The 19,557-nt window shown below is 61.7% G+C and carries 15 protein-coding genes and 1 pseudogene; 11 read left to right on the top strand and 5 right to left on the bottom strand.

The annotated features are described in order from the left end of the window. Window positions 1–39: 39 nt before the first annotated feature. A complete protein-coding gene (locus H8A92_RS00570; RefSeq protein WP_229193892.1) occupies window positions 40–1,476 on the bottom strand; it encodes an NHLP bacteriocin system secretion protein in 1,437 nt (478 codons plus the stop codon). On the opposite strand from H8A92_RS00570, the gene H8A92_RS00565 reads away from it, so the two are divergent. The 3 genes from H8A92_RS00565 to H8A92_RS00555 all read left to right on the top strand — a co-directional run bounded on the left by H8A92_RS00565 (window position 1,457) and on the right by H8A92_RS00555 (window position 4,035). Further along, window positions 1,457–1,981, top strand: a complete 525-nt coding sequence (locus tag H8A92_RS00565; protein ID WP_229193891.1) for a hypothetical protein — start codon at window positions 1,457–1,459, stop codon at window positions 1,979–1,981. The genes H8A92_RS00570 and H8A92_RS00565 overlap by 20 nt on opposite strands. A gap of 389 nt (window positions 1,982–2,370) precedes the next feature. After that, on the top strand, window positions 2,371–2,601 hold the full coding sequence (locus H8A92_RS00560; RefSeq protein ID WP_229193890.1) for a hypothetical protein: 231 nt from the start codon (window positions 2,371–2,373) through the stop codon (window positions 2,599–2,601). A gap of 954 nt (window positions 2,602–3,555) precedes the next feature. Continuing rightward, window positions 3,556–4,035 (top strand): Crp/Fnr family transcriptional regulator, encoded by a 480-nt coding sequence (locus H8A92_RS00555; protein ID WP_229193889.1) that lies wholly within the window; start codon window positions 3,556–3,558, stop codon window positions 4,033–4,035. 322 nt (window positions 4,036–4,357) lie between these two features. On the opposite strand, the gene H8A92_RS00550 is transcribed toward H8A92_RS00555, so the two are convergent. From H8A92_RS00550 to H8A92_RS00540, 3 genes are read right to left on the bottom strand one after another with little or no spacing between them, the layout of a single operon-like run. Next, window positions 4,358–5,371 carry an SIS domain-containing protein gene (locus tag H8A92_RS00550; protein WP_229193888.1) on the bottom strand — a complete coding sequence of 338 codons (1,014 nt, stop codon included), beginning with the start codon at window positions 5,369–5,371 and terminating at the stop codon, window positions 4,358–4,360. A 3-nt stretch (window positions 5,372–5,374) separates the two neighbouring features. Next, on the bottom strand, window positions 5,375–6,358 hold the full coding sequence (locus H8A92_RS00545; RefSeq protein WP_229194049.1) for an N-acetylmuramic acid 6-phosphate etherase: 984 nt from the start codon (window positions 6,356–6,358) through the stop codon (window positions 5,375–5,377). Beyond that, complete coding sequence (locus H8A92_RS00540; protein WP_229193887.1) at window positions 6,330–7,250, bottom strand: glucosamine kinase nucleotide-binding domain-containing protein; 921 nt, start codon at window positions 7,248–7,250, stop codon at window positions 6,330–6,332. The genes H8A92_RS00545 and H8A92_RS00540 overlap by 29 nt, the downstream gene beginning before the upstream one ends. Window positions 7,251–7,370: 120 nt before the next feature. Here H8A92_RS00540 and nagA point away from each other — a divergent pair, with 120 nt between their 5' ends. The 8 genes and pseudogenes from nagA to H8A92_RS00500 all read left to right on the top strand — a co-directional run bounded on the left by nagA (window position 7,371) and on the right by H8A92_RS00500 (window position 16,322). Then, complete coding sequence (gene nagA / locus H8A92_RS00535; protein ID WP_229193885.1) at window positions 7,371–8,525, top strand: N-acetylglucosamine-6-phosphate deacetylase; 1,155 nt, start codon at window positions 7,371–7,373, stop codon at window positions 8,523–8,525. A gap of 250 nt (window positions 8,526–8,775) precedes the next feature. After that, window positions 8,776–8,955 (top strand): hypothetical protein, encoded by a 180-nt coding sequence (locus tag H8A92_RS00530; protein ID WP_229193884.1) that lies wholly within the window; start codon window positions 8,776–8,778, stop codon window positions 8,953–8,955. Between the two features lie 998 nt (window positions 8,956–9,953). Further along, entirely contained in the window at window positions 9,954–10,157 is a 204-nt protein-coding gene (locus H8A92_RS00525; RefSeq protein WP_229193883.1) for a hypothetical protein, read from the top strand. An 800-nt stretch (window positions 10,158–10,957) separates the two neighbouring features. Further along, window positions 10,958–11,605, top strand: a complete 648-nt coding sequence (locus H8A92_RS00520; RefSeq protein ID WP_229193881.1) for a hypothetical protein — start codon at window positions 10,958–10,960, stop codon at window positions 11,603–11,605. Between the two features lie 616 nt (window positions 11,606–12,221). Next, window positions 12,222–12,302: pseudogene (locus H8A92_RS00515) on the top strand (GMP synthase (glutamine-hydrolyzing)); the annotation flags it as partial. Window positions 12,303–13,613: 1,311 nt separating this feature from the next. Next, the gene (locus tag H8A92_RS00510; protein WP_229193879.1) at window positions 13,614–14,363 is read left to right on the top strand and encodes an IclR family transcriptional regulator; all 750 of its coding nucleotides are present in this window, start codon (window positions 13,614–13,616) and stop codon (window positions 14,361–14,363) included. A gap of 85 nt (window positions 14,364–14,448) precedes the next feature. Further along, complete coding sequence (locus tag H8A92_RS00505) at window positions 14,449–15,402, top strand: amidohydrolase family protein (protein ID WP_229193877.1); 954 nt, start codon at window positions 14,449–14,451, stop codon at window positions 15,400–15,402. Then, window positions 15,399–16,322 (top strand): SMP-30/gluconolactonase/LRE family protein, encoded by a 924-nt coding sequence (locus H8A92_RS00500; RefSeq protein WP_229193875.1) that lies wholly within the window; start codon window positions 15,399–15,401, stop codon window positions 16,320–16,322. Before H8A92_RS00505 ends, H8A92_RS00500 begins: the two co-directional genes overlap by 4 nt. On the opposite strand, the gene ydiJ is transcribed toward H8A92_RS00500, so the two are convergent. Next, window positions 16,319–19,357, bottom strand: a complete 3,039-nt coding sequence (gene ydiJ, locus H8A92_RS00495; RefSeq protein WP_229193874.1) for a D-2-hydroxyglutarate dehydrogenase YdiJ — start codon at window positions 19,355–19,357, stop codon at window positions 16,319–16,321. The genes H8A92_RS00500 and ydiJ overlap by 4 nt on opposite strands. Window positions 19,358–19,557: the final 200 nt, after the last annotated feature.

Below are 19,557 nucleotides of genomic sequence, written 5' to 3'. Positions count from 1 at the left end.
AGGCGACCGTGTCGCGCGCTTGTTGATAGAGGAGGGGGCTTACCCATCAATTCCCGTCAGATGCCTGATCAAGGGGATCACCAGATCGAGCGGTCGTTGCCGCCGAGTTGTGATTTCCGCGCGCGCCAGCGTCCCGCTCGTCAAATGAGTGGCGGGTCCTTTGCCTACGGCCCAGCGATAGCCAGTCGCGGTGGAATCGTCCTCTCGGAGTGCCACCTCGGCGGCATATGGCGCGCCATTATGAGAGAAGCGGGACACCAGGCTTTCATTGTGCAGTGCAGCGCTGATGCCTTGAGGCGTCATCGGGAAGTCGGAGACGCTCACGACCGTGCCCAGCATCATGCCGAACTCTTCGCGCTTGATCGTGCTCGGCTCGAGATGAACCTGCATGCCCGGCTTGATCTGCTTGCCATGTTCAGCTGGGATATAGACGATGGCCTGCAGCTTGCTGCCCTCGCTTTCGATCTGGATCACGGGCATTCCGACCGCGAGTACGGAACCGGGAGAAATCTTCACTTCGAGGACACGGCCCTCCATCGGACTGAGGACCTGCGTGTTTTGGCTCAGCTGCTCCGCGGCTGCATTCACCTGCCGGCGCGCTTCGTTCAGCGTGAATTCGGATTGCTGAACGTCGCGTTCGCGCTGTGTCTCCAGGTCCGTCTTCTGCGCCTTGAGCTTGAGAATCTCGTTCTGCGCATCGAGCCGGCGTTGCTGTGCATCGGCCAATTCCTGCCGCCGGTCCTCCAGAGCGCGTCGCGTCGTGTAGCCCTTCGCGAGCAAACCCTCAAGGTTCTTGACGTCAACTGAGAGATATTCGACGCGCTGGCCCGTCGCCTTGATGACTTGATCGAGTGCGGCTTCGAGCTTCTCGAAGTTCTGGCTCTTGGCGGCGAGCTCGGCCGCGACCTTCGACTTGAGGTCGCTATATTCGCGCTGGCGCTCTTGGAGTATCTCGAGCGCGTCCTTGTGCTTTTGCTCGATATCAGTCTGAACGATCTGGGCGATCGGCTGACCAAGGCCGACGTGGTCGCCGACCGTGACGGCTACAGACTGCAGCCGGCCAGCAGCGGCCGACACCGCGTCGACCACCTTGCCGCCACTGCTGATCAGGATTCCCTCGCCGGAGACACGGGTAGGCACGCGCCCAAAAACGCCCCACGCGACCGCAGCCACCACCGCAACGAGGAAAACGGCCGTGATAATCCAGTCGGCAGGCTTGGTGACGACTACAAGCTCGTCAAGCTGCTCAGGCGAGGCCGCTCGGTCGAGTGCCGTCGCCCGGAATGCCCGTTGCGGCCCGGCGGCCGCCCTCCTATTCTCCGGTTGTCCAAGCGTTTCCGAGGTGGACATATCAGCACGCAGAAACTCAATTGATTGAATGAATATGCCGATATTTTTGCATAGATCAGGCGTGGTCACAACAAAGGCCGGGCGCAAAATCGGTGGCGGAGCTTGAATGCGCAGGCTGAGCGGCAAGACGAAACGGTTGTTTGCACGGCACGCGCGGCAGGCGATGTTCGTAATGAGCGTAGCGCTGGGCCTGCTTTGGTCCTCCGCCCGGGCCGGGGTCCTTTCCGAGCGCGATCTCAAGCAGGCGGAAAGCCTGAAGCCGTTGTTTGCCAATCTGATGACTGATCTCGTTGAGACCGTCAAGCGCTCGGACGTACCGAACGGGGATATCGTCTGCATCAACTCCACGATCCGTGAGCTTCTGCAAATTTCCGACGAACTCGCCAGCTACGAATATCTGATCACGATGGAAAAGGATCTCACCGACGTCGGTGATGACAACCCGTTGCGTGGCGTCGTCAAGTTTGCCGTTGATAAAACCAATGTCATTCTTACCAGCGAGAGGAAGCGGCTGGTTCAGTTGTCCGAGCAATGCATCAAAAATCCGGTGGGGTTCGGAAAGGCACAGGAGTCGTTGAGGGTCATCGACACGACGACCGGCATCCTGAACTCCATTCGCGAACGCCTGTAACGGGTCGGGCGTTTGCTTTCGCCGAAGGCCGGACTTGCCGGCGGGCCGCTGGTCCCACATTGCGCACGCTCCTTCGTGCTTTCTGCCATGTGTTCGGAACGGACCATCCCGTCCTGAACTCCATCAGCACAATAGATCAGCTGTTCAGATCGAGCGTGACCTGCATCACGAGACGCGATTATGCGCAATGACGGGCCGGGTTTTGACGCGAGAATGCGCGACGTTCGCCTCAGCCCTGGAACCCGCACAGCACATCAGATCAGCAGGCTTGATGACGGTACGGTCCAGCTCAGAGTGACAATTCTCACGGAAACCTCCGAGCAGCTGGGAAATGCTGCACTCCGGTTGCGGGGTGGTCCCGCACCATCAACACAGCAAGGAGGACTGAGATGATGCGCAAAATGAACGACAATGCAACGACCCGTGAACTTTCCATCGACGAACTCGACGCGGTGGCCGGTGGCAAATGGAGTTGGGGTGATTTCGCCAAGGCCGTGGCCGGCGGAGCGGTGACCGGCGGCATGGGTGGTGCGGCGGCTGGCGGCGTCGGTGCCGGACCCGGTGCCGTTGGCGGCGGCCTTCTCGCCGGAATCGGGTACTGCATCAGCCAGCTCTTTTGAGCATTCCGTCCGACCAGAGCGAGGCCTGAGGTACCCGCATCACGGGCTCCGCTTTGGCCGGCGAGCATGATCTCAACTGGCACAAGCCCAACAGATGAGAGGAGCGTAGCATGCAGAAAATTCGGGAGTTGACAGGTGACGAACTCGAATCCGCGTGCGGCGGAAGCCGCGGCAGTGGCGGAACCGGCGGATCGGCTGTTTCCGATTTCATAAATTGGCTTTTGGGCCAACTTCACATTCCCACTTCACCGGGAGGCCCCATTCGGAGCTAGCTCCGGCCTGGTTCGGGCCTTGGGCTACCGGAAAGGGATCGATGGATGCGAGGTCTCGGAAACGAGAACCTCGCATTATTTTTTGCGATGCAACATTTCGATTGCGCCGTTCACCGGCGCACCTCGATCGGCAACAACATCGACGGCAGAAAGAGCAGTCCGCCTCGCTTGTACGAGCTGCGTGACCAAGGTCACAGCGAACTGCTGGTTGATGCGGCAAGCTGCACGCGGATGACAAGGATCATCCGTTCACCTTAGACAGATGGAGATGATGATGAGTGCATACCAGAATGAGCATCAGACGGTCCGTCCGCTGTCCGATGAGGAATTCGAATCCGTGTCCGGCGGTTGCGTCGGAATTCCGGTTTCCGACGGTCATGGCGGGGTCATTTACGTTTCCCCGACCATCGGGCGTGGTCCAAGGCTGCCGACCGGCACCGGACCGACCTTTCCTACGGGTGGTCCGTTCGGACCGTTTCCCGCGTAATCAACGAGCAGGTGCATGTCAGAGCCGGCATTCGCAACGATGCTGGCTCTGAAGTCCGTAAGAACCGGGACAGCGAGGCGGCTCGGCACAATGGCGCTGGCTGAACGAGGGCTTTGGTTCATCTGAACGCGCGAACGCTATGCTCATTCGGACCGTTGCGCTTGCTGCCCCCGGGAGTGGCAGTATAGTGGCGCGATGGCTGTCAGCTCTCCCGAATTGAAAGCTTTCCTGCTCGGCACGCCTTTCTTCGGAGGGCTGTCAGATACAAGCCTCGATCTGTTGATCCCAATGCTCGTCGAGCGCCACTTCGAGGTAGGCGCGACGATCGTGGCGGAAGGAGAGCCGGGGCGTTCAATGTTCGTCGTTCACTCCGGCGAGCTCGTCGTGAGCAGGCTTGGGCATTCGGGACGCTCGATTCGGATGGCAAGTCTTGCGCCCGGTGATTTTTTTGGCGAAATGACGCTCATCGAAATGCAAAATCGATCCGCCTCCGTCGCCGCGCAAAGCACAACTGTCCTGTATGAGCTCACGGCTCGAAACCTCTACATGTATTGCAAAACAGACATCCACGGGTACGTCCTAGTGATGCAGAATATCAGCCGCGAGCTTTGTCGCAGGCTCCGCCGCGCCGATGATCGGATTGCCGAGCTGCTGGTGCATCAGGCAGAGCAATAGCTTACAGTCATGAGAGCCGTTCGGAAGAACGGACCCAAGAGTCCTGACATCGTTGCTTCCAATCGCAGCCGCTTGCAAGGTCCGCGAAGCGCACGTTTTGATGTGCAGCCGCTCGCCGGCTGCGTAATCATCGGCGGCCAACGGGCTGTGAAATGAAAACCAGCTAAATCAATGATTGATTTGGTAGTGGGCCCGGCAGGACTCGAATGGTTTTTCGTTTGCTTCTGATCGCGGTTGCTACACATGGGCGAGGTCGTCTCTGGTGCAAGTCTGGTGCGGCAGTGCTTCAGCCTTCGGCTGTCGGCCAACGATCAATGAGCTGTCAAAACGTCTCGGTAACCTTGCGCAGGCGAGGGGGGCGATCCGGGTCAAATCCAAAGGCACGTGCCGTCTGCTCGATCATCCGATAGGCCGGAACGAGCATGGCGATCGGGTCGGTGGCGGGGTCATCCTCAGTAAGCCAGGCCAGCGAGCCACGCGGTCCGCCGCAGAGATGCAGCGCGATCTTTTGTTCACGCAATTCTTCTGCCAATGCGTCAACCATGGCCGCCGTTTCATCCATGAGGCGCATCATGACAACCGGCGTGCCCGACGACAACGCGGCACGTGGCCCATGCTGCAGCTCGGCGGCGCTCAGACCGATGGAGGGCAGGCGCAGGATTTCCGAAAGTTTGAGCGCGGTCTCCCTCGCCGAGCCCAGGGCCAAGCCCCGGGCCGCCACAAAAACAGCTGAAGCCTTCGCGAGATCATCGGCAATCTCGGACCAGTCGAGCGCCATCGCGCGGTGCAGCCGCTCAGGCAGCCTGTCGAGGGCCGACCGCAGCACACGATCTTCCGCCAGTTCGGCAACAAGTCCCACGCTGGCGGCCATCGAGCCGATCACGGTCTTCGTCGCCGCTACGGAATGCTCCTGGCCGGCTTCGATCGGAATGACGAACTCGGCTTCGTCAGCCACTGGTGACGACGTCGCATTGACGATGGCGATGGTCCGGGCGCCCGAGGCGCGCGCTGACCTGGTCGCTGCGACAAGATCCGGGCTGCGCCCCGATTGTGAGATCACAATGAACAGCGCATCACGCAGCATCAGGGGCGTGCGAAATGCCGTGATTACCGAGGGAGCGCTGGCTGAAACGGGAAGGCGAAGTCGCGTCTCGACGAGGTATCTTAGGAAAACCCCGGCATGCCCAGAGCTTCCCCGGCCACACACGACGCACAGGGGGATGGAGCCAGTCCCAAGCCGCTGTGCGATGTTGCGCGTCGTGGGGCGGCTGCGAACAAGGTTGGCGACAACATCCGCGCTTTCCCCGATTTCGCTCGCCATCGCGGATGTCGTCACGGCTCAATCGCTCCGCCTCGCCTGCGCTCCGCCGCTCGCTTGGTACCGGTCACGAGTCTTGGCGAGCTCGACAAACACACGCCGAAGGTTGCCGTCGCACTTCTTCAGAACGGTCTCCGCATCGGCCCTATCGACACCCAACGCCAGAAGGACTGCCGTCTTGATGTCTCCCTCGGCCTGCTCAAGCGAGTGTGCCGCGTGCGCCGGATCACAGTGCGCGATTTGCGCCACCATAGCCTCGGCGCGCCGCTTCAGCTTGGCATTTGTCGGCGGCATGTTCACCATCATGCCGCGATACACCCGGCCAAGACGCAGCATGATCCCTGAGGAGATCAGGTTGAGCACAACCTTCTGAGCGGTACCAGCCTTCATCCGCGTGGAGCCGGCGATCAGCTCGCGGCCGGTCTCGATCAAGATCGGAAACTTTGCCGATGCCAGCAGGGTGGTGCCCGGGTTATTGGCGATACCGATCGTCTCTGCGCCGAAAGAGCCTGCCTGCTGCAGCGCGGCCACCGTGAATGGTGTGGTGCCGCTGGCAGCAACGGCGATCACCACGTCGTGCGGCGTCAGCCGCGCGGCATTGATTTGCGCGACCGCATCACCGACGTCGTCCTCTGCGCCTTCGATGCTGGTGACGAATGCGCTGTCACCGCCGGCGACGACGAAGCGGACGCGCTCGCTGGGCCAGGCGAAGGTCGGCGTCAGCTCGGCGCCGTCTTGGACCGCCACCCGGCCTGAGGTGCCGGCACCGACGTATACAATGCGACCGCGATCGCCCAACGCCATCTTGGCCGCTTCAGCCGCCGCCGTGATCACGGGAAGGGCATGGCCGATCGCGGAGACTGCCGCAAGCTGGCCCTCCCACATCGCTTCCATCGCTGACGCCAGCGGCCATGCATCAAGGTCGGCAAATCGGAGATCGACTTCTTCCGTGGCCGTATTGTTGATCCAAGCGCCATCAAACGCGGAACTTTGAAGCCTGTTCATAGTCAGTTTCAGTTTCTCTCTTGGGGAGGTCCAGCCGCCCTCGCGCCATAAGTAACGCACCGGCCACTGCGTCGCCGTCAGGACGTCTCAGGCGGGCGCGTAGATCAGGCGTTAGCCATGGCATAATGGCATTCGCGAGCCCGCCCACCAGTGCGACCCGGTCAATTCCTCTCGCCAGGAACAGATCAAGTAGATCGCCAATGGCATCGGCCGCACGTTCGACAATGCGGCGGCCGACCGGATCGCCCAGGTTGGCGTGCCGCACCACGATCGGCGCGAACGCAGCGTAGTCCGTGGCTTTGGCTTCTTCAGACCAGGCCACGGCCTGATAGGGATCATGATCAAATGCTTCCAGCACCTCTGAAAGCAACGAGGTCAGCTCGCCGCGGCGATCCGCAGCCCGCAGCGCCAGTCGAACAACCTGCAGGCCGATGTCGGCACCGCTACCTTCGTCCGACACGGGAAAGCCGTAACCGGCGAGACGGATTTCACGCCCGTCGATCAGGCCGACACCCACCGAGCCTGTGCCCGTCACCACGATGGCTCCGTCCGCGCCGCTATGGGCGCCGAGACAGGCCGCGAGGCCGTCGCTGATGAAGACAGCGGACGCAAAGGGATGGGCGATCTTGTTGAGCGCCGCATCTGCGCCCCGGCGACCAATCCCGGCAAGCCCAATTCCGGTGTGCATCCACGCGAAATCCTCCTGCGTCAGTCCGGACTGTGCGGCCGCCAGTTCGGTGGCGTCCATGATCGACCGCCAGGCCCTCTCGATGCCAATCCGCGTCGTGGCAGGTCCGAACTCGCTTCGCCTGCCGTTTTCGTCCTCGATCCGGGCGCGGCAACGGGTTCCACCGCCATCAATGCCGAGATACGTGGTACCTTTTGTTCCCATGGAACGTTAACGCGAGTATTTAGCTCCGGGTCCTCCGAGGCCGGTCGTGTACATATAAGGTCCCGTGCGGTACCGGGCGCGCTTCACGAGTCCGTGACTGTCATTCTTGGATCAGCACTGATGGGCCAAGCCGTCTTTCTCTCGATTGCCGCACAGCACATCTTTGATGGTGCCGACATGCGCGGGCCGGGGTTGGTCAGGATCTCGCAGGGGCGGATTGAAAGCGTTACCTTCGGCGAGAAAGCGCGCGCTTCAATCCACCTTCCCGCAGACGCGATTCTTGCACCTGGATTCATCGACATTCAGGTGAACGGAGGCGGGGGCGTTCTTCTCAACGACCAGCCAACGGAAGCTGGCATTCGACGTATCGTGGCGGCGCACGGCAAGGCGGGGACCACGGGCTGCTTGCCAACCCTCATCACCGATCGAAGCGAGGTCATTGAGCAATTAGCGCTGGTAGCTCAGGCGTGCCTCGAAATTCCTGGCGTACTCGGCTTTCATCTGGAAGGTCCGGCTCTCAACAGATCTCGCAAGGGCATTCATCCGGAAGCCGAGATACGCGTGCCTGATCAGCGCGAGCTCGCCGCCATCACGAGTTTCGGGGGCCGCGGCTGCTCCATTGTGACCCTGGCCCCGGAATGCGTTCCCGCGTCCATGATAGACGCATTGATCGGCGCCGGATTGCGTATCTCTGCCGGCCACAGCGACGCCGCCGCGGCCGAAATCCGGCCAGCGGTCGATCGTGGTATCTCGGGGGTGACCCATCTCTTCAACGCCATGTCGCAGTTGAGCGCCCGGGAGCCGGGCTTGGTGGGCGTTGCGCTTGAAGATGACCGGCTGTTTGCAGGAATCATCTGCGACGGCATTCACGTTGACCGCGCTGGTTTGCGTGTTGCCTTCCGCTGCAAGGGACGCGATCGATTGATGCTGGTCACTGATGCCATGCCATTGGTGGGTACGGACGATCGGAAATTCTTGCTGCAGGGAAGGCCGATTACATTGCACGAAAATCGCCTGACCGGCCCGGATGGCACGCTCGCTGGCGCTCACCTCACCATGATCGAGGCGGTGCGCAACGCCGTTGTGCTCGTCGGTACCTCCCTTATCGACGCCCTTATCATGGCTTCCCGGACACCCGCGACATTTCTGGGTCTTGAGTCCGAGCTTGGACGGATCGCGCGCGGATACCGCGCTGATCTTGTCGCCTTTAATCCGAACTTTGAGGTCATCGACACATGGATAGGCGGTGTCGGCTCGATAGCGGAGCGAGCGTGACCATCTCACCGAGGTTAGATGCGGAGCCTGACGAGATGCGTCCGTCCGATCTCGAGCCGCGGTTTACCTGCACGGCTTGTGGCAAGCGAGGCTCGATCATTGGTTCGGTAGACGTGCTGCCCACAATGAGCGCCAGTTGTCGGCGTCGATTTTTCACGCGTGTGACACACGTCACAGCAACCGTCGCTTGGAGTTCGTATCCATCCTGCACCAGGTGGCAATGCAGCCGCCGGCAACAGGAGGAAAGCAGATGAAGATGACGAGCATTCATGAACTGTCAGCCGACGAGCTGGGAGCAGTTTCGGGAGGTAAGCCGTCCAGCCCGGTCAGTGTTCCTGCAAATGCGTTCGACAAGCTGCTGGCGGCTATCGACAAGAATCTCGCGATGGTGAAGGAGCTAAAGCCGGGCGGCTACCTTCCACCCGGCTAAGGCAGTGACCCTGCATCGATGAGTTCAGTGTCCAAATCCGGCCTCGGTGCTCGCTGCCCACGGAAAACGCCGCTGGGAGTCATGGTCCCTGCGGCGCATTTCGCGCCACGACTTCGCTCCGCCTTGCTCGGACCACGGTAGTTATCCCTTGATGATGAGGCGACCAAGGACAGGCCCGCTCGGCGTCAGCGAATTTGCTGAAGGGTGATCCGGGCCCTTGAGCCGCAGGCAATATTCAGAAAGTCGGGGCGATATGACGCAAAAAAACCGGCTCTCCATGCAAGCTAGGTCCACCTCGGCTCTCGTTTCTGATAACGAACGAATAATCATCGCTGCTTGCGATCCAAATCTCCAGATCGCCCGGAGTGTCGATGCGGCGGAAGTGCAGCACATTTCACCCTCCACATTTGCAGGACAGAGCCCACCACAGGCCGCTGCTTCTGCCTTATCATCAAGTGCGCGTGAAATGTAAGGTCGTTCACATTTGAAACTGACGAATTGCTCTAAGGGGTAACAACTTCGGCGTCGGAGGAATTCGCGATGCCATTAATCAGCGGCGAAAGCTGGTCGCGAACAGCCACTATTTCAGTTGTCGGCATGCTCATCGTATTGGCGGTTGCCATTGTGGCCGTTCGTTACGTGGAGTAGTCATCGGACGCTAATCTGGCCCGATTCATGAGTCAGACTGAGTTGGCCGCGGCTGCCTCGGTTCCGACTCTGCCGCCCAAGGGACGAACAGGTTGCGAGCAGGGCAATAAGCCTTCGGTGCTTTCTCTGCCGCTCGAATGACACCTGGTCAACCGTGCCCGATTAATTTCCCAAGGAAACTGTGCCGCCGGGGCCGCCTCAAATGCTTTGTCCTGGCGGGGCGGGACGCGCCCCAGCTCAAGGTCGAACGACCTACCGGCGCGTGATCCCAGTCACAGATCAGCGGCTCGGCTTGTTGCATGATCCCCTAGTGATGGATGCCCCATCACTTAAAGCAAAGGAGATTCAACATGCCGAGCATCAACCACGAATTGTCCCTCGATCACCTGGAGCAGGTCTCAGGTGGCAACCCGGCTTTGGTCGCGTTTGGATTGGGCGTTCTCGCCGGTGTTATCGGCAATGCCGTCTACGACGGGCTGAAGTCGGGCGCCATCACTGCGCCCGCCTGTGGTCTGATGGGGAGCGCCGGAAAATATGCTGGTTGCCCCACCTAAAGGTGCGCCTCCGGCTGATTGGCAATCCGCGGCGTACGGGCCTGCCTTTAGAAGATGAAGCGCAAGTCGATCGAAATCCCGCCAAGAGAAGCCCGTCAGTTCGGGGCGGATATGAGCGCGATGCGTCCGCCTCGGCGAGATAGCCGTCCGAATGCGCCGCATGTTTCTCGATCACTTGCCCGGCCGGCACGAAACTGCGGCTGAGCGAAATGGCGCGCGCGCCTGACCACCGCGGCATGACCCATTCGCGACGTTGTCATGCTGCCCACGAATTTCGACCTCTAGTTTTCGCGGAAATCATGCTCAAGCAAGAAGCTAAAGCGCGACGATGATTGATCCCAATCTCACCGCGCTTTAGGGGCATTCGCAATTCGAAAGGCGCGGGGAGGAGGCGCGCCCTCGCAGTTGCGGGCCACGATCGCCGCAAGCATAAGAATCCCCAGCGGTCGCTCAATTGTACGAGCGTAAGCCCAGGCTATGAAAATAGATGAAGGGAGCTATACGAAGGTTTGACGATGTCTGCGCCGGAGATCAGTGCGCTCCGCACCGGAAGCGCTGATCGTCACGGCTGCGAGACCACAGGGACATCCGATCGGTCCGCATGGACTTCCGAGCGACCCCAAGGGGCTGATAACGAGGGTTGCCGAAAGACCACAGGCGGACCGAAGTGCGCTCGTTTCCGCCGGTGATACCCCATTTCCGTCAATTTTGACCACCATCTCAGCCATGGCTATTTTTGCCGAAGCGTGGCCAAGTCACGCGATCCATTCCTTTCAGTCAAAGCGATTTGTGGAACGCCAATGAAAAACGCTGCGCTATTTGCCCTTGGCTTGTTGGCCGCTGGTGTTTTTTTCCACGACAGCGCGAGATGTCAGACGTCGCTGGCCCAACCACTTTCGCTCGCTCCGCCGCCGCCGTTTCGTGAACAGGGGGCGGCACCTCCGGCCGTCGCCCCCACCAACAGCGTTTGGCCGCCGATGGCGGCACCGAGCGTGTCGCCACCGCGGGCGGCGGGCAAACATCCGACATCATCAGCAAAGAGCAATGTTGGGTCGTCACCAGCGACGGATGACGTTCCGCCGCCGGCGGAGACCGCCAAGGGCTCAGTTCCAGCCCGAGCCGCTAAAGATGTGCCGCCACTGGCATCCGCCCCACCATCTGCCACTGTCAAGGACACGCCGTCGGCGCCCGACGATGTTTCGTCAGCACCGGTGATCGACAGGCTGCCGCCGTGGGCCAAGCCGGCCACCGATTACGATGGCTTTAGCGTCGGCATCGTCGACGACAATGACGCGTCAAGCCGGACGACGCGACCCGTCAGGTCGCGCGCGGCAAAGCAGTCCAAGCGCGGTCAAGAAGCGGATCGTGTCTCTGGGCAGCAATCGGTCGATCCCAGGGAAGATGACAAACTAAAGGGCAAGCTGACGATTTGCCGCGGCTGCAAGTAGCAGGTCGCCGCTCCGGTTGCGTTCGTCAATTGGCCCACGGGGCAGGCGATCCAAACACCGCTCCGAACACAGGCGCCGAAGCTTCCAATAGTTTGCTGGAATGGCCGTTGTTTGTCTGTAGCTGGCTCAAACTTGCCCATGACGGATTGGAGCTAGAGTTCAAGTTTCACAGCGCTTAGAGAGTGGCGTACGCACGGTGTGTGCACCGGGAGGTCAAGAAAAATCTATCGAGGGTAAGTGCGCATCGACGTGGGTGAGTGAGCCCCCCTGCACAAATTTCGACGTTGGTGAGTCAGGCGCAAGGATAGCGAGTGTCACAGACGACCTGAGGGCGGATCGTGCTCATGGTAGGCGGCGCTCGGTGTTTGGTCTACGCCGAAGTGTTCTGCCGATCAGGGTGAAGCGAAAGATCAAGCAACGATGTCGGGGTTCGAGTCGACCACCCGCTAAGACGATTCCTCACATTCCTTTCACCCGATTTGGATGGGTTCCCGGCCGACCAGCGCGTTTAGCCGGCTCGCTATTTCCACAAGCACACCATCTGGCCGCGCAGGATTTTGAAACACAATGGACCGTTATGGGACCAGTATGCACCTGTCAGCCGCCAATGCCCGGCATCATCAATGAGGTCAGGGGCGTCAATCGTTCAGTTTACGACATAACTTCCCTTCGGCCGCGAATGATCGAGTGGGAGTAGTGCGGCCGGCTGCGATTGCGCAGTCTAGCGTAGTCTTGGTCGTGTTGTCCTTCAGCGTTTGAGCTCTCACTGTAGTCATGAGCTTGACTTGATCCCGGCCAAGGTCAGGAAGCCAGCGCGTTTAGGCTGACGGGGTACTGCAGCGTGCTTGATCGTACAAAAGGGCTGGGCGTTCAAAACTCGAGCTCCGATCACCTGCAGGTCTAATACAAAAAGCAGACAGACTGCTTGCAGACCACAAAAATAGTTCAAGTTATAGAACAATCGCGGATCTGGGCTTAGTCGGGCGACAATCCCGAGGCAACAGATCGGACGACGTTTCGTCAATCCGGTGAGCCAAGGGCCCGCCGCATCGAAGCTCTGCGCCTGCTTAATACCTTCAACCCCGTTTCGGTTGCCGCAATGAGTTCGACTAAGTTGAACGACGCGCTTCCTCCGTCGCCGCCGAAGGCCGCCTTAGTTCAAGCTGGACCGGGTTCGCAAGCAACCTCCGCGCAGCATTTCAGCGCGAGTTCGGAGGACGGATTTCGCGGTGAAGAACGTATGGGACATCGCTCGAACGTTCTCACGAACAACTGGTACTCACAGATAGTGGGGAACCACCTGCTGCATATCGATCAGGCTCCGGTCGTAGTGGACCAACGGGGAGCTTGGTGTCGGGGCCAGTAGGATATCGGTGGTCTCTCCGAGGAAAATCGTGTGGGTACCACAGTCGGCGCGCTATCCAGTCGATTGACTCCGATAGGTGGCAGAATTGCCGTCGCTTCGTGAGGAGCAATTTATTCTGTGAATTCAAAACCGAAAAATTGCGGCGGTTGTACCGTCGGCGTTTGTCTGTCTAGCCTTAAAATTTGTGCTTGTAATTCAACGACCAAGCATCGCTCGAAATGATTGAGTGGGCGTAGTGCCACCGGCGGCTATCTCGTAGTTTAGCGTAGCTTCGCAGGCCGTTCGCTTTGCCTTGCTCGCTGGCGCCGACCGAGATCGTGAGCGCGGCTTATCTCGATTGAGGTAAGGATTCTATGGTGTTTTCACTCCTGGAGTATTGCAGCGTACTTGATCGTACCGAAGGGCGGGCGGGTCTGGGATGTTAGCTTTTTCGGCGGCAGCCGTTGGCCCCGGTCGCCTCGGTCGGATCCGCATGTTTTCAGCAGTGGCGAGCCGAAGTCACGATCTTCGCTCGTTGACGCAGTCTCCTTCGTTTGCCGGCCGTTTAATCCGGGGATTCGCCTCGGCTCTCTGTGCTGCAAGGTCATCGCCCTTCTAACTGGAGCGGGAATGACGTAGGAGAGGCAGACATGAGGATTTGAGATGGCAAAGAACACCCAGAAGAAGCCGCCTACACTCAAGGGCGTGTCCGCGGCCGAACGAGCTATGGCGGTGTTAACGGCGTTCCGTCGAGGCGACAGCGCCTTGAGCTTGTCGGAGTTGGCCGAGCGCACCGGACTTGTCAAAAGCACCATTCTGCGGCTCGCTTTGTCGCTGCAACAATACCGGCTGCTCGCGCGTTTGCCGGATGGTTCTTACCGGCTCGATGCAGAGACCTTGCGCCTCGGCACCGCCTATCAGCAGGCGTTCCGCCTTTCCGATCACGTCATGCCGGCGCTCGAGCAGCTCGCCGCGAAGACCGGCGAGACGACGTCCTTCTATGTCCGCAACGGCGAAGAGAGGCTGTGTCTTTTCCGGGTGGAGAGCACCAACCGCATCCGGATGACCGTGCAGCCGGGCGACACCCGTCCGATGGATAAATCTGCCATCGCACAGACGCTCCGCCGGTACGAGTCGGGACCGCCTGGGCCGGACGACGAATTGCCGCTGTTCACCTCCGGCGTCACGGATCCTCATGCCGCCGCGCTCGCTATGCCTGTGTTCGGCATCGGTGATTCCCTGGTCGGAGCGCTGGCGATCTCGGGGCCGGTCAGCCGTCTCACGACTGCGCGGGCAGAGCAGATCAAGGGGGCGTTGTCTGACGCGGCCACCAAGCTCACCCTGGCCTGCGGCGGAACGCCGTTCTCCGACGCGGAGAAGGGCGCGCGCAAGCGTTCCAGTCCGAAAGCATGAACGAAACGACGTTTCATTTCACTTGCGGCGGCCACCTTGCCCAGCCTATAAGCCTCTCTAACAATCGATCGGGAGGACGAACGTCGTGACAGTCGCATCGGTCACCCGCAGGACGGTCCTGGCTGGACTGAGTGCTTCGCTCTTTCCGCACGTTGCAACGGCGCAGGCGCAGGAGGTGCGCTGGTCGGGCGGCAGCGGGAAGCCCCACTTCGTGCCGCCTGCCGGCGCCACCGATTGCCACTTCCATACCTATGACAAGACCTATCCCATCGCGAAGGGCGCGACCTTGCTGCCCGACGACGCCTCGCCCGACGATTATCGCGCGCTGCAACATCGGATCGGCACGACGCGGGGCGTGATCATCCAGCCGTCGACGTATGGCACCGACAACCGGCTGCAGATCGCGTCACGACAGGCGCTGGGCGCCGAGAATTTTCGCGTCATCGCCGTCGTCGCCGAGGACATATCGGACGCCGAGCTGCGACGGCTCGACGAACAAGGTGTCCGCGGCGTCCGCTTCAATCTCGGCTTTCCGGGCGTGCTGACCGTGAACTCGCTTCCATTGCTCGCGCCGCGGCTGGCTGATCTCGGCTGGCATTGCCAGATCAACATGCGTCCCAAGCAGATCGAGGACAACGCGGATCTGCTGGCGTCGCTGCCCGGGCGGTTGGTGTTCGATCATCTGGCCCAGGTGCCGCAGCCGGCGGGCCTCGAGAGCGCGCCCTACAAGATTATTCGCGGTCTGCTCGATCGCGGCAGGACCTGGGTGAAGCTCTCAGGTCCCTATGTGGCGAGCAAGCAGGGCCCGCCCGATTACGCCGACGCGGGTGCGGTGGCGGCAGCCTACGTCAAGGCCGCGCCGGAGCGCTTGGTGTGGGGGAGTGACTGGCCGCATCCGTCCGAGCCGAAGGAGCACAAGCCGGACGACGCGCGCCTGTTCGATCTGTTCGCGCAATGCGCGGGCGACGACGTCGTATTCAAGCGCATCCTGGTCGACAATCCCGCCGAACTCTACGGTTTTCCCATGGTCGCACCATGACGTTCTTCAGCCCCCCGCGCCGGATCGAAACCAGCATCTTCACGCGGCTTCCGGATTATTTCCGCAAACCGCGCCGCACCGCCTGGGCGGATGCCAACCAGGGCGGACGCGAAATCGATTCCTTCCTCGAAGGGCCATCCTTCGATCGGCAGGGTCGTCTGTACATCACCGACATTTCCTATGGGCGCATCTTCCGCGTCAGCGCGGCGGGCGATTGGGGGCTCGTGTCCGAGTATGACGGTTGGCCGAACGGGCTGAAGATTCACCGCGATGGCCGCGTCTTCATCACCGACTACAAGCGCGGGATCATGCTGCTTGATCCGGCCAGCGGCGCCGTGACACCGTTCCTGGAGACGGCTGCGAGCGAGAGCTTCAAGGGCGTGAACGACCTCGTCTTCGCGCCGTCAGGCAATCTCTATTTCACCGACCAGGGCCAGACCGGGATGCACGATCCCACGGGCCGGGTCTGGAAGCTGACGCCCGACGGCCGGCTCACCTGCCTGATCAACACGATCCCGAGCCCGAACGGCATCGTGGTCGATGCCGAGGAGAGCTTTCTGCTGGTCGCGGTGACGCGCGCCAACCAGATCTGGCGCGTGCCGCTGCCGGCGAGCGGTCTCACCACCAAGGTCGGGATATTCTCGCATCTGCATGGCGGCCCAGGCGGTCCTGATGGCCTGGCGCTGGACGATGGCGGTAATCTGCTGGTCTGTCACACCGGCTTCGGCTCGATCTGGCGGCTGTCGCCTTTGGCTGAGCCGCTCGACCGCATCGTTTCCTGCGCCGGTGTCGGCACCACCAACCTTGCCTTCGGCGGACCGGAGCGAAAGAGCCTCTTCATCACCGAGAGCCGCACCGGGACGCTGCTCCGCGCCGAGCTCGACACGCCGGGCCTGCCGATGTTCTCGCACGCGGATTAAGTCGGGCGGCCACGCACACAGGCGAGCAACGCCTCCGCCGGGTGGAGCAGGGATTGCCCATCCATGATCTTGACCTGCGACCGGCAGGAATAGCCGGTGGCGAGCAGGCGTCCGCTCGGCGCCTGCCCGGCAACATGGCGCGCCCAGCTCATTCCATATATCTGCTCGGATGTGGCGCGATGTTCGGCCTCGTGGCCGTAGGTCCCGGCCATCCCGCAGCATCCCGACGGCAGCACCGGCAGACTCGCGCCCGCGGCCGCGAATGCCACCTGCCAGTCCCGCAGGCTCGACAGAGCGAGCGAACGCTCCGAGCAATGCGGTAGCAGCAAATATCCACTGCCGGCGCCTGACGTCTTCGGGACGGCGTCGCAGTGACGCGCCAGCCATTCCTGAACCAGCAGCACGGGTGGCGGCCGGTCCGCGCCCGGCAGCATGTCGTATTCGGAGCGATAGGTGAGCGTCATCGATGCATCCACGCCGACCAGCTCGACGCCGGTGGCGGCAAGTTCGCGCAGCATCGCGGCGTTGCGGGACGCTGTGCGGATGAAGGCACCCAGGAAGCCGTGCACGTGCAGCGGCTTTCCGTTAGGGTGGAACGGCGCGACATACGGCTTGAAGCCGATCGTCTGCATGAGGTCGAGCACCGCGAGCACGACACGCGGTTCATACCAACTCGTGAAGGCGTCCTGGACCAGCACCACACTGCGGGCGCGCTCCTTAACGGAGAGTGCCGCCAGCAGCTCGGGCGTTGCGAGCGCAATCTCGCGCGCCGCCAATTCCCGCCGCATCGAAACCTGCGAAAATTTCGGCGTGTGCACCAGTCCGATTGCCCGCATCGCCGCGCGGCCCGGCGGGCTGTCGATCACGAGATTGTAAAGCCAGCCGACCTTGCCGAGCGCAGGCAGCATCGCCTCCAGCGAACCGACCAAGTGGTCGCGCAACGGCCGCAGATAGCGGCCGTGGTAGACTTCGAGAAATTTGGCACGGAAGCTCGGAACGTCGACCTTGATCGGACACTGCCCGCTGCAGGACTTGCAGGCGAGGCAGCCATCCATCGCGTCTTTCACGGCGTGCGAGAAATCCGGTTCGCGGGCCCAGCTGTTACGTAATCGCCCGGGAAAGTCTCGCCATCCGGAGCCGCGACGCAGTTCTGCTGCTTCGCGCTCCGGGTCGACGCCCAGTGCAGCCAGCTGCCGCAGCCATTCGCGGATCAGCGAGGCTCGGCCCTTCGGCGAGTGCCGGCGATCACGCGTCGCTTTGTAGGAGGGGCACATCGCCTCATCCGAATCCCAGGAGAAGCAGGCGCCATTGCCGTTGCAGTGCAGGGCTTCGTCGTACGCGCCACGGACGGAGGAGGGGATCGTTCGGTCGAGCTGGCCGCGGGTAGTCAGCCCGTCGATCGTCAGCAACTGCGCGCCACCGGGTGCGGCGATCTTGCCGGGATTGAGCTGATTTCGCGGATCGAACGCGGCCTTGATCGACTGCAGGACCGGGTAGAGCGGCCCAAAGAAGCGTGGCGAAAATTCCGAGCGCACGCCCTTGCCGTGTTCGCCCCACAGCAGTCCATCATACTTCCTGGTGAGCCTGACGACCTCTTCGGTGATCTCCCGGATCAACTGCTCCTGCGTGGGATCCTTCATGTCGATCGCCGGGCGGACATGCAGCACGCCGGCATCGACATGGCCGAACATGCCATAGGTCAGTTTGCGGGCGTCGAGCAGCGCGCGAAACTCGGCGATGTAGTCGGCCAGGTGCTCCGGCGGCACAGCGGTATCCTCCACGAAGGGAATCGGCCGCTTGTCGCCCTGCATGTTGCCGAGCAGGCCGACCGATTTCTTCCGCATGGTCCAGATCGCATTCACCTCGGCCTCGCCGCGCGCCACCGTGAAGCCGCGGCGGCCGCGTCTCGCTTCCGCGGAGGCGAGCGCCTCGGACATGCGACCGACCGGCTCCTCGATCTCCCGCTCGGTGTCACCGACGAACTCGACGAGGTTCACGCCCATCGCGCGCTGTCCGTCGTCTTCGGGGAAGTATTGCCGGACGGAATCCCAGACCACGTCGTCTTGCGCGAGGCCAAGCACCCGGGAATCGACGGTCTCGATCGAAGCCGCGCCGAACCGGAGCAGCTCCTGGGCGTCGCGCAAGGCGGCATCGAAGTTGCCATAGCGCACATTGACCAGCGCGCTGTGCTTGGGGATCGGCACCACGTTCAGCTTGGCTTCGGCGATCAGTGCCAGCGTGCCTTCGCTGCCGCACAGGATCGAGTTCAGGTTGAAGCGGCCACGATCATCACGGATGTGAGCGAGGTCGTAGCCGGTGAGGCAGCGGTTCAGCTTGGGGAAATGCGCTGCGATCAGGTCCGCCCGTTCGCGCTGGATCGCATCGACCAGCCTGTGAACGGCGCCGACGAGGTCGGCTCGACGCTGGACTTGGTGCAGCTCTTCGTTCTCGAGCGGCCTGGACGTCCACACCGTGCCGTCCAGCAGCACGGTCGTCAACTCCAGCACATGGTCGCGCGTCTTGCCGTAGAGGCAGGAGCCCTGGCCGCTGGCGTCGGTGCTGATCATGCCGCCAATCGTGGCGCGGTTGGAGGTGGAGAGTTCCGGCGGAAAGAACAGGCCGTGCTCGGCCAGCGCGGCATTGAGCTGGTCCTTCACCACGCCGGCCTGCACCCGCACCCAGCGCTCGGCCGGATTGATCTCGATGATCCCGTTCATGTGGCGCGAGAGGTCCACGACGAGACCTTCGGTCAGCGACTGGCCGTTGGTGCCGGTGCCGCCACCGCGAGGTGCGAACACGATGTCCGCAAAGCGTGGCTCGGATACGACGCGCGCGAGGCGCACCAGGTCGTCGACCCCGCGCGGAAACACCACGAGCTGGGGCAGCAGCTGATAGATCGAGTTGTCGGTTGCCGAGACGATCCGGTCGGCATAGGCCGGCGCCAAATCGCCCTCGAAGCCGCGCAGCCGAAGCTCCGCCGCCAATTCGCTATGCAGCGGAGCAGGGGCCCGCATATCAGATACGCGTGGCAGCATCCAGTTCCTCCCGGCTAGCGGACACCGTAACCGACGGCCGGCACTCCACTTTTCCATGGGAGCGCCTCCGACCGGGCGACGCAAGCGCCCCGGTGTCGATCCTCGGAAATGAAACACCGTTTCAAAATAAATTGCAACGGCGTTCTATTTTTGTTAAGGAGCGCCATGGCCGGGGGAAACACCGGCTCTGGAGGGAACCC

Origin of the sequence: Bradyrhizobium acaciae, assembly GCF_020889785.1 — a bacterium.
In the GTDB taxonomy this organism is placed as follows: Bacteria; Pseudomonadota; Alphaproteobacteria; order Rhizobiales; family Xanthobacteraceae; genus Bradyrhizobium; species Bradyrhizobium acaciae.
This window is presented reverse-complemented; position numbering and strand designations above follow the sequence as displayed.

Bases quoted from the DNA above. Each gene is read 5' to 3' on its own strand.
- H8A92_RS00565 (WP_229193891.1), top strand. From the start codon at position 1,457: ATGCGCAGGCTGAGCGGCAAGACGAAACGGTTGTTTGCACGGCACGCG.
- H8A92_RS00560 (WP_229193890.1), top strand. From the start codon at position 2,371: ATGATGCGCAAAATGAACGACAATGCAACGACCCGTGAACTTTCCATC.
- H8A92_RS00555 (WP_229193889.1), top strand. From the start codon at position 3,556: ATGGCTGTCAGCTCTCCCGAATTGAAAGCTTTCCTGCTCGGCACGCCT.
- H8A92_RS00545 (WP_229194049.1), bottom strand. From the start codon at position 6,358: ATGAACAGGCTTCAAAGTTCCGCGTTTGATGGCGCTTGGATCAACAAT.
- H8A92_RS00540 (WP_229193887.1), bottom strand. From the start codon at position 7,250: ATGGGAACAAAAGGTACCACGTATCTCGGCATTGATGGCGGTGGAACC.
- nagA (WP_229193885.1), top strand. From the start codon at position 7,371: ATGGGCCAAGCCGTCTTTCTCTCGATTGCCGCACAGCACATCTTTGAT.
- H8A92_RS00530 (WP_229193884.1), top strand. From the start codon at position 8,776: ATGAAGATGACGAGCATTCATGAACTGTCAGCCGACGAGCTGGGAGCA.
- H8A92_RS00525 (WP_229193883.1), top strand. From the start codon at position 9,954: ATGCCGAGCATCAACCACGAATTGTCCCTCGATCACCTGGAGCAGGTC.
- H8A92_RS00520 (WP_229193881.1), top strand. From the start codon at position 10,958: ATGAAAAACGCTGCGCTATTTGCCCTTGGCTTGTTGGCCGCTGGTGTT.
- H8A92_RS00510 (WP_229193879.1), top strand. From the start codon at position 13,614: ATGGCAAAGAACACCCAGAAGAAGCCGCCTACACTCAAGGGCGTGTCC.
- H8A92_RS00500 (WP_229193875.1), top strand. From the start codon at position 15,399: ATGACGTTCTTCAGCCCCCCGCGCCGGATCGAAACCAGCATCTTCACG.
- ydiJ (WP_229193874.1), bottom strand. From the start codon at position 19,357: ATGCTGCCACGCGTATCTGATATGCGGGCCCCTGCTCCGCTGCATAGC.